The organism is Bradyrhizobium sp. UFLA05-109 (assembly GCF_054185165.1).
Genome location: NZ_JBBIAR010000009.1, coordinates 170,396 through 185,580 on the forward strand (window position 1 = coordinate 170,396; position 15,185 = coordinate 185,580).

13 protein-coding genes are annotated in these 15,185 nt (G+C 64.2%); 6 read left to right on the top strand and 7 right to left on the bottom strand.

The window, feature by feature from the left end:
* Positions 1 to 322: 322 nt before the first annotated feature.
* Both Q3C01_RS08975 and Q3C01_RS08980 read left to right on the top strand, forming a co-directional pair.
* Entirely contained in the window at positions 323 to 2,632 is a 2,310-nt protein-coding gene (locus tag Q3C01_RS08975) for a L,D-transpeptidase family protein (RefSeq protein ID WP_458144953.1), read from the top strand.
* Between the two features lie 339 nt (positions 2,633 to 2,971).
* Positions 2,972 to 4,609 carry a peptidoglycan L,D-endopeptidase MepK gene (locus tag Q3C01_RS08980; RefSeq protein WP_458144954.1) on the top strand — a complete coding sequence of 546 codons (1,638 nt, stop codon included), beginning with the start codon at positions 2,972 to 2,974 and terminating at the stop codon, positions 4,607 to 4,609.
* A 111-nt stretch (positions 4,610 to 4,720) separates the two neighbouring features.
* Here Q3C01_RS08980 and Q3C01_RS08985 read toward each other — a convergent pair whose 3' ends face one another.
* The 4 genes from Q3C01_RS08985 to Q3C01_RS09000 all read right to left on the bottom strand — a co-directional run bounded on the left by Q3C01_RS08985 (position 4,721) and on the right by Q3C01_RS09000 (position 7,785).
* Complete coding sequence (locus Q3C01_RS08985; protein ID WP_458144955.1) at positions 4,721 to 5,143, bottom strand: DUF1801 domain-containing protein; 423 nt, start codon at positions 5,141 to 5,143, stop codon at positions 4,721 to 4,723.
* An 18-nt stretch (positions 5,144 to 5,161) separates the two neighbouring features.
* Entirely contained in the window at positions 5,162 to 6,928 is a 1,767-nt protein-coding gene (locus Q3C01_RS08990; RefSeq protein WP_458144956.1) for an adenylate/guanylate cyclase domain-containing protein, read from the bottom strand.
* An 87-nt stretch (positions 6,929 to 7,015) separates the two neighbouring features.
* A complete protein-coding gene (locus Q3C01_RS08995) occupies positions 7,016 to 7,288 on the bottom strand; it encodes a DUF2312 domain-containing protein (RefSeq protein ID WP_458144957.1) in 273 nt (90 codons plus the stop codon).
* Between the two features lie 194 nt (positions 7,289 to 7,482).
* The gene (locus tag Q3C01_RS09000) at positions 7,483 to 7,785 is read right to left on the bottom strand and encodes a DUF1244 domain-containing protein (protein ID WP_458144958.1); all 303 of its coding nucleotides are present in this window, start codon (positions 7,783 to 7,785) and stop codon (positions 7,483 to 7,485) included.
* Positions 7,786 to 8,047: 262 nt separating this feature from the next.
* Here Q3C01_RS09000 and Q3C01_RS09005 point away from each other — a divergent pair, with 262 nt between their 5' ends.
* Positions 8,048 to 8,650 (top strand): DUF1036 domain-containing protein, encoded by a 603-nt coding sequence (locus Q3C01_RS09005; protein WP_458144959.1) that lies wholly within the window; start codon positions 8,048 to 8,050, stop codon positions 8,648 to 8,650.
* The gene (pyk, locus tag Q3C01_RS09010) at positions 8,647 to 10,083 is read left to right on the top strand and encodes a pyruvate kinase (protein WP_458144960.1); all 1,437 of its coding nucleotides are present in this window, start codon (positions 8,647 to 8,649) and stop codon (positions 10,081 to 10,083) included. The genes Q3C01_RS09005 and pyk overlap by 4 nt, the downstream gene beginning before the upstream one ends.
* Before the next feature lie 110 nt (positions 10,084 to 10,193).
* On the opposite strand, the gene Q3C01_RS09015 is transcribed toward pyk, so the two are convergent.
* The 3 genes from Q3C01_RS09015 to Q3C01_RS09025 all read right to left on the bottom strand — a co-directional run bounded on the left by Q3C01_RS09015 (position 10,194) and on the right by Q3C01_RS09025 (position 12,531).
* Complete coding sequence (locus tag Q3C01_RS09015; RefSeq protein WP_027521917.1) at positions 10,194 to 10,871, bottom strand: TetR/AcrR family transcriptional regulator; 678 nt, start codon at positions 10,869 to 10,871, stop codon at positions 10,194 to 10,196.
* Positions 10,872 to 10,987: 116 nt separating this feature from the next.
* Entirely contained in the window at positions 10,988 to 12,274 is a 1,287-nt protein-coding gene (locus tag Q3C01_RS09020; RefSeq protein ID WP_458144961.1) for a glycosyltransferase family 87 protein, read from the bottom strand.
* Between the two features lie 92 nt (positions 12,275 to 12,366).
* Positions 12,367 to 12,531 (bottom strand): Flp family type IVb pilin, encoded by a 165-nt coding sequence (locus Q3C01_RS09025; RefSeq protein WP_027521915.1) that lies wholly within the window; start codon positions 12,529 to 12,531, stop codon positions 12,367 to 12,369.
* Positions 12,532 to 12,926: 395 nt separating this feature from the next.
* On the opposite strand from Q3C01_RS09025, the gene Q3C01_RS09030 reads away from it, so the two are divergent.
* Together Q3C01_RS09030 and Q3C01_RS09035 are read left to right on the top strand one after the other, a co-directional pair.
* A complete protein-coding gene (locus Q3C01_RS09030) occupies positions 12,927 to 14,417 on the top strand; it encodes a hypothetical protein (RefSeq protein WP_458144962.1) in 1,491 nt (496 codons plus the stop codon).
* Positions 14,418 to 14,638: 221 nt separating this feature from the next.
* Positions 14,639 to 14,950: a hypothetical protein gene (locus Q3C01_RS09035; RefSeq protein ID WP_458144963.1), complete on the top strand. Its 312-nt coding sequence runs from the start codon at positions 14,639 to 14,641 to the stop codon at positions 14,948 to 14,950.
* The last annotated feature ends 235 nt before the right edge of the window (positions 14,951 to 15,185 follow it).

A 15,185-nucleotide genomic window follows, 5' to 3' on the forward strand; every position in this document is an offset into this window, starting at 1 on the left:
CTCTATTGCCCAAGCGGGGCGCAAGTCCTTCGCATTGCGGACGATTTGAACCGTGACCGGGAAGTGACAGACAAAGGGAAAAGCGCGTGGCAGAGGCGCACAATCCGTTGCCAAGGGGTCTCCTTGAAGTCAGTTTGTCGTGAGTTGTCCCGGGTCGCGCTGGCTGCAAAAACGGGGCCTGTATATCGTCTGCGTAAGAATCGCTGCGTGCAGGCGTGCAACTTTCGAGAAGCCGGCGCGATTGGCCGAAGCTGTTAGACGATAACGAATCTGTTCCGCGAATCTGTTTCATGGGGACAGTTCACCCGAGGGGCGTGACACGATGCGAGACTGTTTGAACAACCGTGCAGGCTTTGACCGCGTGCTGATGACGGTCGCGGCGACCTTCCTCACGGTCTCGGCCACTTCGGCGCTGGCCCAGGACCAGGCGCGCAGCAGCGCCGCGGAGCTCGCGATCGAAGCCGCGATCCCGCGCCCCGAACCGGCCAACGTCCCGCCACCGACAGCCGCCGACATCAAGCTCGATACCACGGCCACGGTGCAGGAGCCGACCAAGGACGCAAGCAGCAAGGAGCCCGTGAAGGCGGAAGCCGCACCGGCGCCTGAGAATGTCGAAGCCAAGCCTTCCGCAGCCGAGCCTTCCGAAGCCAAGCCTTCCGACGTCGCCACGACGCCCGCCACTGAGGCGCCGAAGAGCGAGACCGCGAAGACCGAGCCTGCCAAAACTGAAGCTGCCAAGACTGAAGCTGCCAAGACTGAGCCTTCCAAGACTGAACCGGCAAAGACCGAAGCTGCGACCGCGCCGGCCGCTCCCGCTGCGCCCGCGACCGCTGCAGTGCCGGCCGAGCCGCCGAAGGATGTCGCGAAGGAGCCGGCCGCCGAGCCGGTGAAGGCCGCGAGCAACGTTCCCGCTGCCGACCAGCCGGTTGCCGACAAGATCAAGGACGTGCTCGGTGCCAAGAGCTCGCGTTATTTCGATCGCAAGAATGAGCGCGCTGCCGTCGAGAAGTTTTACGGCGCACGCGACTTCGCGCCAGTCTGGACGCAAGGCGGCAGCCTCAGCGCTTCGGCGAAGGGCGTGATCGCACGACTGAAGGATGCCGCGTCCGACGGCCTCAACGCCGCCGACTATCCGGTGCCGGATTTCGCGGCAGCCACCACGCCCGATGCGCTCGCCGAAGCCGAGCTCAAGCTCACCGCCAGCATGCTGGACTATGCGCGCCAGGCGCAGAGCGGCCGCATGCACTGGTCGCAGGTCAGCGCCGATATCCTTTATCCCGAGCATCCGGTCGACCCGAGCGAGGTGCTGGCCAAGGTCACGACCGCGACTGATGCGTCCGCGGCGCTCGACAGCTACAACCCGCCGCAGAAGCTCTACAAGGAGCTCAAGGCGAAGCTCGCCCAGCTCCGCGGCCAGGGCGAAGGCCCGGTGATCGAGATCACCGACGGGCCGGCGCTGAAGTACACGCCGGCGCGCGGCAAGAAGCAGGCGGAAGTGGTCGTACAGGATCCGCGCGTGCCGCAGCTCCGCGCCAAGCTCGGCATCACCGAAAACGCCAACGACGACCACTATGACGCAACGGTTGCGGAAGCCGTGCGGAAATTCCAGGACGGCGCCGAGATGAAAGCGACCGGCGTGCTCGACGCGCCGACCGTAAGGGCGCTGAACAGCCCGAAGCGCGACAAGCAGATCGATACCGTGCTCGTGAACATGGAGCGCTGGCGCTGGCTGCCGCGCGACCTCGGCGCACCGTCTCTCGGCGATGCCTATGTCATCCTCAACATTCCCGACTACACGCTGAAGGTGATGCAGCGCGGCCAGCAGGTCTGGACCACACGCGTGGTCACGGGCAAGCCGGGCACGCACGCCACCCCGCTGCTCAGCGAGACGATGAAGTACATCACAGTCAATCCGACCTGGAATGTGCCGCCGTCGATCGTCTACAACGAATATCTGCCGGCGCTGCAGCAGGACCCGACCGTGCTCCAGCGCATGGGACTGCGCCTCGAGCAGAACCGCGACGGCTCCGTGCACATCTCGCAGCCGCCGGGTGAAGCCAACGCGCTCGGCCGCGTCCGCTTCAACTTCCCGAACAAGTTCCTGGTCTATCAGCACGACACGCCGGACAAGTACCTGTTCGCCAAGGAAGAGCGCGCCTTCAGCCATGGCTGCATGCGGGTGCAGAACCCGGATCAGTACGCCTCAGTGCTCCTCAACATCACCATGCCGAACGAGCACTACACGCCGGAGCGGATCCGCGGCATGTACGGCTCGAGCGAGATCGACCTGAAATTCCCCACCCCGATCCCCGTCAACATCACCTACCAGACTGCGTTCGTGGACGACGGCGGCAAGCTGCAATTCCGCAGGGACGTGTATGGCCGCGATGCGACGATGCTCAGCATCCTGAAGAACGGCCGCGGCAAGGACCTCGAGAACGTCGTCGCGCATTCCCAGCCAAGCTACTCGCGGCCAGCCACGACCCTGCCCTCTGGCGTCGCGGTAGCCAATAGTGGCTTCGGCGGCGGCTTCTCCTCGTCGGGTCCGTCGTTCTTGGAGCGGCTGTTCGGCGCGCCGACCCCGCCGCCGGCTCCGGTCGGCCGGCGCCAGCAGCGCGTCTTTACCCGCTGATCGTCTCAGCGGACTCGCGTCGAAAGAACAGATTCATCAATAAAATCAGCGATCCCGTCCCCGACGGGATCGCTTAACGTTAACCATTGTCCACCAGAGCCGCCGCTGGGGGCGTTTTTTCGCCACACTCGACCGGTTAGGTCTGTATCCTGACTTGGGTTTTCGGCTTGGGTTTTCGACTTGCTTGGAATCCCTCTCGGGATTTCGTTGGGGTTGGGGGCGGGAAGGTAAACCTCAAATTAACCTTCTCGCTTTAAGAAAGCGTTCATCCTCTTTCGCGCGCTAGCGGGGTTGGCGGGAGAGTCCATTTGAACGCTCGTCGACTGGGTGGGCTCATTCGTGCTGGCTGGTTTCGCACGCCAATTCGTTGCGGTGTCGTTGTCCCATGCGGGAGTCAGGGCCGGATCCCGGATCGCCCTGGCCTCGCTGCTGTTGCTTGCCGGCGCCAGCTCCGTTCACGACGCGACCGCGTTGAACGAGACCCGCACCCTCTCCTTCCACCACACCCATTCCGGCGAAGACCTCACCGTCACCTTCAAGCGCGACGGGCGCTATGACGAGGCCGCGCTGAAGCAGCTCAATCACTATCTCCGTGACTGGCGCAGCCAGGACGAGACGGTGATGGACCGCCACCTCTTCGATATCCTCTGGGAGGTCTATCGCGACGTCGACGGCAAGCAGCCGATTCAGATCGTCTCGTCCTATCGCTCCCCCGCCACCAACGCCATGCTCCGCCGTCGCTCATCAGGTGTGGCGCGCTTCAGCCAGCACATGCTGGGCCATGCGATGGACTTCTACATTCCGGGCGTACCGCTGGAGCAGATCCGCTTCGCAGGACTCCGCCTGCAACGCGGCGGTGTCGGCTTCTACCCGACCTCCGGCTCGCCTTTCGTGCATCTGGACACCGGCAGCATCCGGCACTGGCCGCGCATGACGCATGACCAGCTCGCCCGTGTCTTCCCGGACGGCCGCACCGTGCACCTGCCGACCGATGGCACGCCGCTGAAAGGCTATGAGCTCGCCAAGGCCGATATCGAGCGGCGCGGCAATGGCGATGACGCCGCGACGATCGGCAAGCCGAGCTTCCTGGCGGCGCTCTTCAAAGGCAAATCGGCCCCCGCCAGCGACGAGGATGACGAGGGCGCGCCGGCCGTCAGTGCTAAACCGGCGGTACCGACCGTGGTTGCGGCAGCCGCGCCTGCCAAGACCGCCGAGAAGCCCACCGATCCAGTGCCGACGCCGCGCGCCAAGCCGCAAGTTGCGGCCGCGATCCAGCTTGCCGCGGCCGACATGCAGGTCGTGCAGCCTCCCAAGCCGAAGCCTGCTTCCGCCGCCGACAGATCGGCTGAGGCCAAATCAACTGAAGCGAAGCCGCAGACGCCCGCCGACATCATCAACGCCCGCGGTTTCTGGGATGCGCCGGCGGCTCCGCAGCAGGCTACGCCGGCCCAGGTCGCGGCGCTCAGGGCACGCCAGGCACTGGCCTCGGCGACCGATCCGCAGGCGACCGCAAGCGTTTCTTTCTCGGCCTACCAGGCGCTTGCCTATGCGCCGGCCGCCGCCTCGCCCGTCGACCATGCCAACGTCGTCGCCGCCTCCGCGCCGGTCCCGCGCGCAGCCCGTCCGCTTGCTGCGACTCGCAGCCTGGCCCAGGCCACCGAGATCAACACCGTCGTTGTGAAGGGCGCCCAGGGCATGGTCGCGACCTCGACGCGACTCTCCGCCGCCAAGGGCGAGAGCATGTGGCTCAAGATCGTGATGCTGGCGCCGAGCGCCAGCCGCGCGATGTCGGTGACGCTGATGGGCGATATCGACATGACCGCGATGCGGGCCTATTTCGTCAAGCCGCAGGCGGTTATCGCAATGGGCTTCACCGATGATCCGATGCAGGGCATGTCCTGCGACAGCTTCTCGGGCTCGGCGACCACCAAGCTCGAGACGACGTCCTTCGTGGTCCGCACCGCAGCATTGCGCTAACGGCCCTTCCCTTCACATCGTGCCGTAGCCTGGATGGAGCGCAGCGCAATCCGGGTATCTTGCCGTGTACGCGAATCCCGGATTTCGCTGCGCTCCATCCGGGCTACAAGCTTATTTCCTGCTCCGGCGGTCGAGGTGATACGTCAGCGCCAGCGACAGGCAGACCGCGAGCGGCTGCTTCGCCAGCTTGCCCGACACCGGCAACAGCAGCGCCCGGTTCTGCCGGTATTCGAACGCGTCGGGAAAGCGCTCGCGAAAACTGTCGATCAGCGTTGTCTTGCAGTTGAACAGCACGGCTGCGTACGTCTCGGAGTCCTTCACGCGACCGAGCCGGATGGTGCTGCCGCTTCCGGTCTGTGCGGTGAGATAGGCCGGCTCGCCCCATTTCAACGTCTCAGTCAGCGCGCCGACGTCGTCATGTGCCCCGGCGGTCGCGAAGATCAGCTCGCGTACATCGAGAAGACGCCGGCGGATCTGCAACGGAAAGGCCTCGAAGGCTCGGCCCACCTCGCGCGGCAATGGTGGCTCAGTCACGCTCTCCCCCTTGATGGATCAGGCCGGCAGGCCGGCGCCGCGAAGGCCCGTCTCGTAGCGCTGCCGGTCGACCTCGCGCTTATAGTGCTGGGTGGAGAGGTGATTGGCTACCGAAAATGCAGGCTCACGCTTGAGAACCTCGGCCGCGTGAGCGCCGGCCGCAACCGCGTTGCCCATCTGCGCGAAGATCGCGGCGAGGAACGCGTGATGGGCGTGATCGGGCCGTGTGATCCGTGAGAAGGCTTCGGCGGCGTCGGCGTATTTCTCGGCACAGTAATAGGCGCGCCCGAGATGACTCCAGAAGCGTTCGGGGTGACAGGGGTTGAGCCGCATCGCCTTCTTGATCCAGTCGATGCCTTCCTCCGGCCGGCCGAGCCAGGTCAGCAGCTCACCCTGCTGCACTACCACGAGATCATAGTTCGGGTTGAGTGCGAGCGCCCGCTCCTGATGGTAGGCGGCCCTGTCATGGTCGTCGCGGTTCAGATTGAGCGCGGCGAGGATGCGGTGGACGTCGCTGTCATTGTCGTCGAGGGCCAGCGCGGTCTCCAGCTCCGAAGCCACCTGCCGGAAAGTCGCGTCGCGATCCTCACACCAGCTATAGACCCAGGTCTGGCCTAACACGCACGCCTTCCAGGCGTGTGCGTGGGCGTAGTTCGCATCGAGCGAAAGCGCCCGGTCGAGCAAGCGCTGCGCCTGCGCATTGTCGTCGCGGTTCGAGCGGTGGTGCAGGATCTTGGCGGCCAGCACGCATTCATAGGCCGCCATGTTGTCGGTCGGCTTGCGTTTCGCGCGATCGTGGCTCGCCGCCTCGACGCGGCCGGGCAGCGTCGAGGCGATCGCGCGGGTCATCTCATCCTGGATCGCGAAGATATCCTCGAGTTCGCGGTCATAGCGATCGGCCCAGATGTGCCGGTCGGTCTCCGCGTCGATCAGCTGCACGGTGACGCGCACGCGCCCTCCCGCCTTTCGCACGCTCCCTTCGACGACATAGTCGACGCCGAACTCGCGGGCGACGTCCTGCACCTTCACCGCTTTGCCCTTGTACACGAAGGCCGAGTTGCGGGAGATCACCAGCAGATCGTGGAAGCGCGACAGCTCGGTGATGATGTCCTCGGTCAGCCCATCGGCAAAGAACTCCTGCTCCGGATCCCCGCTCATGTTGGCGAAGGGCAGCACGGCGATCGAAGGTTTCCTGGAAATGCCCGCCGCGGGCGCGGCGTCCGTCGCCCCGTCCGGCGCGCCCGCCATCTCCTCGTTCAGCCGGACGCGGAAGACGCGGATGGGTCGCGCGATGTTCTTGACGTTCTGCTCGCCCAGATCGTCGAAGTCGACGCCATCGAGACGCTGGCCGAGTTGGTCGCGAACCGCGCTCGAGATACAGATGCCGCCAGGCTCGGCCAGCGCCTCCAGCCGCGCCGCGACGTTGACGCCATCGCCGAAGATGTCGTTCTGGTCGACGATCACGTCGCCCAGATTGATGCCGATGCGAAACTGTATCCACCGTCCGGGCGCAACGTCGGCATTGCGCCGACCCATGCGGCGCTGAATCTCGGCCGCACACAGCACGGCATCGACGACGCTGTGGAATTCGACGAGCAGGCCGTCGCCCGTGGTCTTGATGATGCGTCCGCGATTGCGGCTGATGACCGGATCGATGAGCTCGATCCGGTGGGTCTTGAGGCGCGCAAGCGTTCCAGCCTCGTCGGCCTCCATGAGCCGACTAAAGCCGACCATGTCAGCGGCGAAGACCGCGGCGAGCCGGCGCTCTGGTCCAGGCGCATCCATGACTCGGTCCCTTCACCGAGCAGCTTAGCAGAGAAGCGGATTTTGCCTAGGTTTGGTGCGCCGCGATCGAAAGGCCGAAGCGGCCCGTCAGAGCATTCCGAGCGCCTGCATATACGTCTCGAGGATCGTTTCGGCCTCGGCGCGCTCATTGGGATCCTGCTTGCGCATCCGCACGATGGTGCGCAGCGCCTTCACGTCGAAGCCGTTGCCCTTGCTCTCGGCATAGACGTCGCGGATGTCGTCGGAGATCGCCTTCTTCTCTTCCTCCAGCCGCTCGATGCGTTCGATGATGGAGCGGAGCTGATCTTTGGCGAATTTCGTGGCGGGCGCTTCTTCGTCGACGGCGGTGGCAATGGCCATCTCGTACTCCTGATGGAACTGGCAAGGTGAGATAACGCCGGCGTCCTAGCACCGCGCGTGCTGGTTTGACCCTTAGGTTTGGCAGCCGTTACGTCAAGGCACCATCGCGCCCGTCCACAGCGCACCCACATCTTCGTGCCGCGGGGGTCAAAAACCGGTTGTGCTGCGAACGATTCGGTCCCTCGAGTCGGAGGTCAATGCCCGGGATGGACCTTCTTCATGGCCTCGAGCTGCTCTGGCGTGGCCGTGCCCTGGTACTTCGCCTTCCAGGTCTCATAGGGCATGCCGTAGACCGCTTCGCGGCTCTCGTCCTTGCTGAGAGGTACCCCTTGGGCGTCAGCGGCGTCCTTGAGCCAGTTCGACAGGCAATTGCGGCAGAAGCCGGCGAGATTCATCAGATCGATGTTCTGGACGTCGGTCCGCGTCTTCAGATGCTCGACCAGGCGCCGGAAGGCCGCTGCCTCGAGCTCTGTTCTGGTTTTGTCGTCGATTGCCATGACGATGACCTCACTGTCCGGACAGATCCTTACGGGACCAAAGCGCGACGAGATTGGGATGAATCGTCATCGCGCTTTAGGCTATTGTTTGAGCATGATCTTTTCGGAGAAGCGCTGTGCACTTTTCCCGGATCATGCTTTAGGTAGGCCTTTGTCACAGATTTTGCCATATCCCGGTGCAAACGGGTCCCTTGGACGGTCCTTGGGCAGTTCCCGCGCTCTACGCCAAATCGTCAATGATCTGATATAGCTTCCCGCGACTATGATCGCCGAATCTCCCGCCTTCCAACGCCTCTCCACATGGCTCGTCCGCCTCGCCCCGGCGCTGGCGATCGCCTTGCTGTGCTTGTCCGCGAGCCCCGCCTCGGCCGACTTCCGCCTCTGCAACAACACCTCGAGCCGGGTCGGGATCGCGCTCGGCTACAAGGACGCGGACGGCTGGACGACGGAGGGCTGGTGGAACATCTCGTCCCGCGCCTGCGAGACGCTGCTGCGGGGCACGCTGGTCGCCCGCTACTACTATATCTACGCGATCGACTACGACCGCGGCGGTGAATGGTCGGGCCAGGCCTTCATGTGCTCGCGAGACAAGGAATTCACCATCCGCGGCACCGAGGATTGCCTCGCCCGCGGCTACGACCGGACCGGCTATTTCGAGGTCGATACCGGCGAGCAGCGCGCCTGGACGGTGCAGCTGACCGACGCCAACGAGCAGCCCTCGCAGCAGCGGGTACCTGGTCTGCCGGGCCCGGTTGGCCCGGGTGGTGGCGTTCCGGGTTTGCCCAATAGCCCGCCGGGTGCTACGCCCCCGGGCTCGCCTGGCCTTGCGCCAGCACCCCCGCCCCCGCCTGGAAATAAGCCATGAGGCGACTTCGCCGTATCAAGATTCTCGCGACCCTGGGACCTGCCTCTTCGGACCTCGCGACGATCCGCCGCCTGTTCGAGGCCGGTGCCGACATCTTTCGCATCAACATGAGCCACACCCCGCACGACAAGATGCGGGAGCTGGTGGCGACAATCCGTAACGTCGAGTCCAGCTACGGGCGGCCGATCGGCATCCTTGTCGACCTCCAGGGGCCGAAGCTCCGGCTCGGCTCTTTCGCCGAGGGGGCCGTGCAGCTCCAGAACGGGCAGACCTTCACGCTGGACTCCGACAAGGCGCCGGGCGACACGACCCGCGTCTACCTTCCACATCCGGAGATCCTCGCCGCTCTCCGGCCCGGCCATGCACTCTTGCTCGATGACGGCAAGGTGCGGCTGATCGCGGAGCAAACCACGAAAGAGCATGCCGTGACGCGTGTCGTGGTCGGCGGCAAGATGTCGGACCGCAAGGGCGTCAGCCTGCCCGATACCGACCTGCCGGTCTCGGCAATGACGCCGAAGGATCGCGCCGATCTCGAGGCTGCGGTGACCACTGGCATCGATTGGATCGCGCTGTCCTTCGTGCAGCGCGCCGACGACGTCATTGAAGCCAAGAAGATGATCCGCGGCCGTGCCGCCGTGATGGCCAAGATCGAGAAGCCGCAGGCGATCGATCGCCTCGCCGACATCATCGAGGCCTCCGACGCGCTGATGGTGGCGCGCGGCGATCTCGGCGTCGAGTTGCCGCTGGAGCGCGTGCCGAGCCTTCAGAAGCAGATGACGCGAATGGCACGCAGCGCCGGCAAGCCGGTGGTGATCGCCACCCAGATGCTGGAATCGATGATCCAGGCGCCGGTGCCGACCCGCGCTGAAGTCTCCGACGTCGCGACCGCCGTCTATGAGGGCGCCGACGCCATCATGCTGTCGGCCGAATCGGCTGCTGGCAAGTTCCCGGTCGAAGCGGTCTCGACCATGAATCGCATCGGCGAGGAGGTCGAACGTGACCCGACCTATCGATCCGTGATCATGGCCCAGCGGCCGGACCCCGAAGCGACAGTAGGCGATGCGGTTGCGGACGCCGCGCGCGTGATGGCCGATACGCTCGACCTGCCGGCGCTGATCTGCTGGACCAGCTCCGGCTCGACCGCGATCCGGGTGGCGCGCGAACGTCCAAAGGCGCCGATCGTCGCGATCACGCCGAACATGACGACGGGACGCAAGCTCGCGGTGGTCTGGGGCGTGCATTGCGTAGTGGCGGAAGACGCGCGCGACCAGGACGACATGGTCAACCGCGCCGGCCAGATCGCATTTCGCGATGGCTTTGTCCGCGCCGGCCAGCGCGTGATCATCGTCGCCGGCGTGCCGCTCGGCATTCCCGGCACCACCAATATGGTGCGGATCGCCTCCGTCGGCCCCGAGGGCGACGCCAATATCTGACGTCAGTCATTCCGGGGCGCGCGCAGCGCGAACCCGGAATCTCGCGCCGCAATCTCTAGATTCCGGGTTCGTCCGCGCTTTGCGCGGCCGTCCCGGAATGACGTACCAACTTAAGCCCCCACCAACGCCTTCGCCGGTAACACCGTCTGCTGCACCACAAGGCCGCGGGCGCGGGCATCCATGACGCCGACCGCACGCAGCGCCAGCAGCGTGACCGTCTGCACGGCGTCGCGCAGCTTGACCGGATCCTCCAGATTGTCGGGTGCGAGCGGCCCGACCAAGGCCTCATGCAGCGCGCCGAGCAGCGCCGTTGCCGCCAGCGCAGTATCCTGCGCCGGCAGATGGCCGGCACGCACGGCGGCGTCGATCCGGGACGCGATTTCGCCCGCAATCTCGCGCCGGCTCGCAAGCCTGGAGGCACTGACATCGACGTCGACGGGCTCGGCTAGAATGCCCCAGGCGAGCTTGCGCTGGGAAAGGGTGTGCACCGCAACCGTGGTGACGGCCGCCGCCAGCGCCGAGGACGGACCGGGCGCGGCGTCAGCCGCCCGGCGGATCGCGGCGAGCTCGTCACGCGACACTTCGGCAATCAGTTCAGAGATCAGATCGGCTTTGGACGGGAAATAGCGGTAGACCGTTCCCGCCGCGACATTGGCCCTGATCGCGACCGGGGCGATCTGCACCGCGACCATGCCGCCTTCCGCCGCCGCCTCCCGCGCCGCCGCCAGAATGGCGCTGCGCCGGGCGGCTAGGCGTTTTACCACTTGATGGGTCCGCCGGTAAACCATGGCGCGCTTCCTGTCCCACGCGCCTGGCCGCGCGTATCGGCCGAACGCTTCTTCACTGTTTTCGCCGCAAATCGCCCGCAAGAACTGAACAACTATTCAGAGCGGATGACAAGACCTCAAATGCGCGAGGCTGATCTGTCAACGCAGGGCGAGGCTTGGGACGAGGCTTGCGACGAGGCCTGGGACGAGGCGAGGCCGGGCCGGGACGCCTGCAGCTCACGCCAATCGGCGAGCGCGCGGGCGACGATGAGCGCGGCGACGATCAGTGTCGCCACAAGCCCGACCGGAATTTTCAGAAACGGGAAGCTCGCAAGCAGCGCAAGCACGAAGCCGAGCGCACAGGGCTCGTAAGCACGGAAGCCATCATCGTATCCAGCGCGCACAAGCCAGGCGACGGGAATGGCCAGCACCGCGAAGTCATACATGTAGGTATAGGGCGAGCACAGCAGCGTACCGGTCGCAAGCGCAGCTGCCTTCAGCGCGTAAGGCAGCTTGCTGCGCCACATCAGCACGAGCCCGATCGCGACAGCAGAAGCCACCACCACCTGCAACGCCCAACCGAGCGTCTCGCTACCGCCAAGACAGCGCACCATCGCGAACACGCTCTGGAGCCTCAGCCATGATTCCGACCCCTCAGATAAAACCGCCTTCGAGATCATCGGCATCCAATGGAAGGAGACAACCCAACTCTCGACGCCGAACACGAGCATCGACGCGAGCGCAACGCCCAGCGCAGTGATGGCCGCCGAGACGAAGACTTTCCATTCTCCGGTCGCCATGAGGACAAGCGGAAACAAGAGCCCGTATTGCGGCTTGTAGGTGAGCAGGCCGAGACAGATTCCAGCAAGCAGCTGATGACGCGGCAATAGATATAGCGTGCCGCCGATCAGGCTGGCGGTCAGAAAGCCGTTCTGACCGATCGCAAGATTGTCGAAGGTCGCCGGAAACGAGATCGCAAGCATGACACCGAAGCTCCGTCCGACGATCGCGCGCATCAGCGCGACATAGGGCAGCATGCTGGCGAAGGCCCAGCCCGCGAAAGCTGCGGCATAAGGAAATTGCGCGAGGAAGGCGGCGACGAACAGGAACGGCGGCGGATAATGCCAGGCGAAATAGCCGGAGAAATCCTGCCCCAGCACGGCGACCTCGACCTGCTTCTGCACCTGCCAGTCCCACGCCTGTATCGCGTGGCCGTCGAGCGCCAGCCTGCCGGCGGCCCACACGTTCACGAAATCGGTGGGGTTACCGAGCCCATTCGCGTCATAGATCCAGGAATGCGAGATATAGGCGAGCGGGAAATGCAGCAGCGTGAGGACGAGCAGTACGAGGCAGACGTTGAACAGCACGGACGGCACCGAGCCTGGCCGCAGGCCTGATGGCGGACTCAAGGCGAGCTCGGCCATGCTGCATTCCTCTCAAGTCGTCGCGCGCAGCGGCTGAAATGAAAGAGCCCCGGAATCCCGGGGCTCTTCGAATTCACGTCGATCGTCCGAACTTACTTCAGGCTGGACGAGATCGAGCCGAACTTGGAGTTCAGCGAGGTGCCGAGGTTATTGACGACGGTGATGATGGCCAGCGCGATGCCGGCGGCGATCAGACCGTATTCAATAGCGGTGGCGCCGGATTCATCCTTCACGAAGCGCGCAACGAGGTTTTTCATAGACTGCTCCCAAGAGTACACAAGGCTACAACAACTAGTCTGGTCTGACCGGCTTCCCAGCGCCGCGCGACCATGGAACCGACCATAGCGACAAAGAATTGCACCGCAGTTAATTCGTCCGCGGAAACATGCAGCGGTTTGCGTGTATTCCGCGATGGTAAACCGAAATTGAAAACAACCAGTTAAATCGTCGGGAAACATGCTGGCCACATTCGCGCCGGTTTACTCGAAGTTATGACCGTCATGGTCCAATGCCGCCCGCTAAAGCGCGATGAATCCTCATCGCGCTTTGGGTTCTTGTTTGAGCATGACCTTTTCGGAAAACCGCTTCACACTTTTCCGGATCATGCTTTGGAAGCCGGCAGGATCAACGTCCGGCAGAACGACGAGGCGGAATGTCCCTCTCCTTTACCTACGGCATGGCGATGCAGAGCCGCGCGCGAGTCCTGGTGCCGCTTTGCCTCGGCGCGGGCGCATATCTCTGCTTCCTCTTTATCGGCGACACGCTGCTCCAGGATTCCGACTCGTTCTGGCAGATCAAGATCGGGCAATGGATCCTCGATCATCGCGCGCTGCCCTATACGGACATCTACTCCTTCACGCGGACAGGCCAACCCTGGATCTCTACCTCGTGGCTGTCGCAAGTCGCGTTCGCGAGCTCCTATGTGCAATGGGGCTGGGCGGGACCGGTGATCCTCACGACGGTTGCGATCGCGCTCACTGTCGCAATCTTCGTCTACCTGCTCGACGCGCATCTCGAGCTTCCGCGATCGGTGCTGTTTGCGATGCTGGCGCTGCTTTTGTCGCTGCACCACCTTCTGGCGCGTCCGCACATCCTGGCGCTGCCCGTCATGGTGCTGTGGGCTGGCGCGTTGATGGCGGCTGCCGATCGCCGGAGCGCGCCGTCATGGCTCTGGCTGCCATTGATGGCGTTGTGGGCGAACCTGCATGGCGGCTTCGTTCTTGGTCTGGCGTTGATCGGTCCGATCGCGCTCGAGGCGGTCGAGCATGCCGAGAAAGGACGACGACTTCAGCTATTCCTGCGCTGGGTGCTGTTCGGCATCGCCGCGCTGATCGCAAGCTGCGCCACGCCTTATGGCTGGCGGACGCTATGGGGCGCGACCAACATCCTCAACCTCGGCGAACTGCTGACGGTGATCTTCGAGTGGATGCCGGCGAATTTCGCCTCGTTCTCTGCGTTCGAAGGCGCGCTGCTCGGCCTTATCGCCATCGGCTTCTATCGCGGCCTCGTGCTCTCGGCGCCGCGAATTTTCCTGATCCTATTCCTGACCTGGAGCGCGCTGACGCATGTCAGGAGCATCGAGGCATTTGCGTTCCTGGTACCGCTGGTGCTGGCAAAGCCGCTCGGGCAATTATCGCCGCGCCCCACGCCGGACTCCGGCAATGACGAAATCTGGCCGGCCCGCTACGTCACTGTAATGGGCGCGCTGATGATCGTGGCGGCTGGCTGGACCTCGACGGCGATCTATATGGGACATCACCGCTTCGCGTTCACGATGTTTCAGACGCCCGTCGCCGCGGTCAACCTGCTCGAGCAACGCAAGGCGCAGCGGATCTTCAACGCCTACCAGTTCGGCGGCTATCTGATCTCGCGCGACGTCCCGGTCTTCGTCGACGGCCGCGCCGAACTCTATGGCGAGAAATTCGTGATGGATTTCTTCAAAGCGACCGAGGGCAAGCAGCCCGAGCTTCTGCCGCGCCTGCTCGACGAATACAAGATCGACACGACGCTGCTGGTTGCCGATGCCCCAGGCCCGCAGATCCTCGATCACCTCAAGGGCTGGAAGCGGATCTACGCGGACGACATCGCGGTGATCCATGTGCGGGAGAGCGCGGAAGATGGGGCGGTAACGCCGCCGAAGTGACGGCGCGGCTCAGGGGCGTGGCCTTGTGAATGGGCGGGGCACGAGGCGGGCCTGAGCTGGCATTCCGGCCATTTTGCCGTTTGGCCCGAAGCAGTAATTAGCGTTGCGCGATCAACAGGCCCATCATGCGCTCCGGACGGCTTCGTCAGCTCCCCTATTTGGTTCACACCAACAGAGAACTTGGCCTGATGCTGAGGGGCGCCAAGCCGCTCGCATATTTCATGGATGTCGTCGGTCGCGAGCCAGACATCTGTGTTCGATATTGGCGGATGTTCGACAGGCACGTTGCTGTAGGCCGCCTAATAAGACGCGAAGCGATTGAAGCATGCCCTGACCTGCCGCAGCTCGAATATCGGAGGCTGTTCTACGCCTTGCCGGGCCACGAATGGCGGGTTGATGCCATGCTTACGCTCCTGAACGAACCGGGAGCTTGGAACAACGACCGCGAGCGGCGCTTTGGCGAGTTGCTTGGCTACGAGAGGTGGCAGATCGACTACTGGCTGACGCATCGTCCCCCGCGCGCGGACGCTTAGTTTGTTGTCGGCCTCGAGCAGACATCGACGGTCTTTCTGCGAATCTCAGTTTGTAGGGTGGGCAAAGCGCGAGCGTGCCCACCGCTTCTGTCGCTATTGCCGAGAGATGGTGGGCACGGCGCGTGCGCGCCTTTGCCCACCCTACCCTGGCTCGCAATTGTGCATGTTCATTAATTCGGTGATCGAATCCAGCCCGGCAGGGAGGGTTCGATGCGCGACAATAGCTTCGATCGGA

Excerpts from the sequence above, each read along its gene's own strand:
- pyk (WP_458144960.1), top strand. The coding sequence starts at position 8,647 with ATGAGGCGACTTCGCCGTATCAAGATTCTCGCGACCCTGGGACCTGCC.
- Q3C01_RS08990 (WP_458144956.1), bottom strand. The coding sequence starts at position 6,928 with ATGGATGCGCCTGGACCAGAGCGCCGGCTCGCCGCGGTCTTCGCCGCT.
- Q3C01_RS09035 (WP_458144963.1), top strand. The coding sequence starts at position 14,639 with ATGGATGTCGTCGGTCGCGAGCCAGACATCTGTGTTCGATATTGGCGG.
- Q3C01_RS09015 (WP_027521917.1), bottom strand. The coding sequence starts at position 10,871 with ATGGTTTACCGGCGGACCCATCAAGTGGTAAAACGCCTAGCCGCCCGG.
- Q3C01_RS09000 (WP_458144958.1), bottom strand. The coding sequence starts at position 7,785 with ATGGCAATCGACGACAAAACCAGAACAGAGCTCGAGGCAGCGGCCTTC.
- Q3C01_RS09005 (WP_458144959.1), top strand. The coding sequence starts at position 8,048 with ATGATCGCCGAATCTCCCGCCTTCCAACGCCTCTCCACATGGCTCGTC.
- Q3C01_RS09020 (WP_458144961.1), bottom strand. The coding sequence starts at position 12,274 with ATGGCCGAGCTCGCCTTGAGTCCGCCATCAGGCCTGCGGCCAGGCTCG.
- Q3C01_RS08995 (WP_458144957.1), bottom strand. The coding sequence starts at position 7,288 with ATGGCCATTGCCACCGCCGTCGACGAAGAAGCGCCCGCCACGAAATTC.
- Q3C01_RS08975 (WP_458144953.1), top strand. The coding sequence starts at position 323 with ATGCGAGACTGTTTGAACAACCGTGCAGGCTTTGACCGCGTGCTGATG.
- Q3C01_RS09025 (WP_027521915.1), bottom strand. The coding sequence starts at position 12,531 with ATGAAAAACCTCGTTGCGCGCTTCGTGAAGGATGAATCCGGCGCCACC.
- Q3C01_RS09030 (WP_458144962.1), top strand. The coding sequence starts at position 12,927 with ATGTCCCTCTCCTTTACCTACGGCATGGCGATGCAGAGCCGCGCGCGA.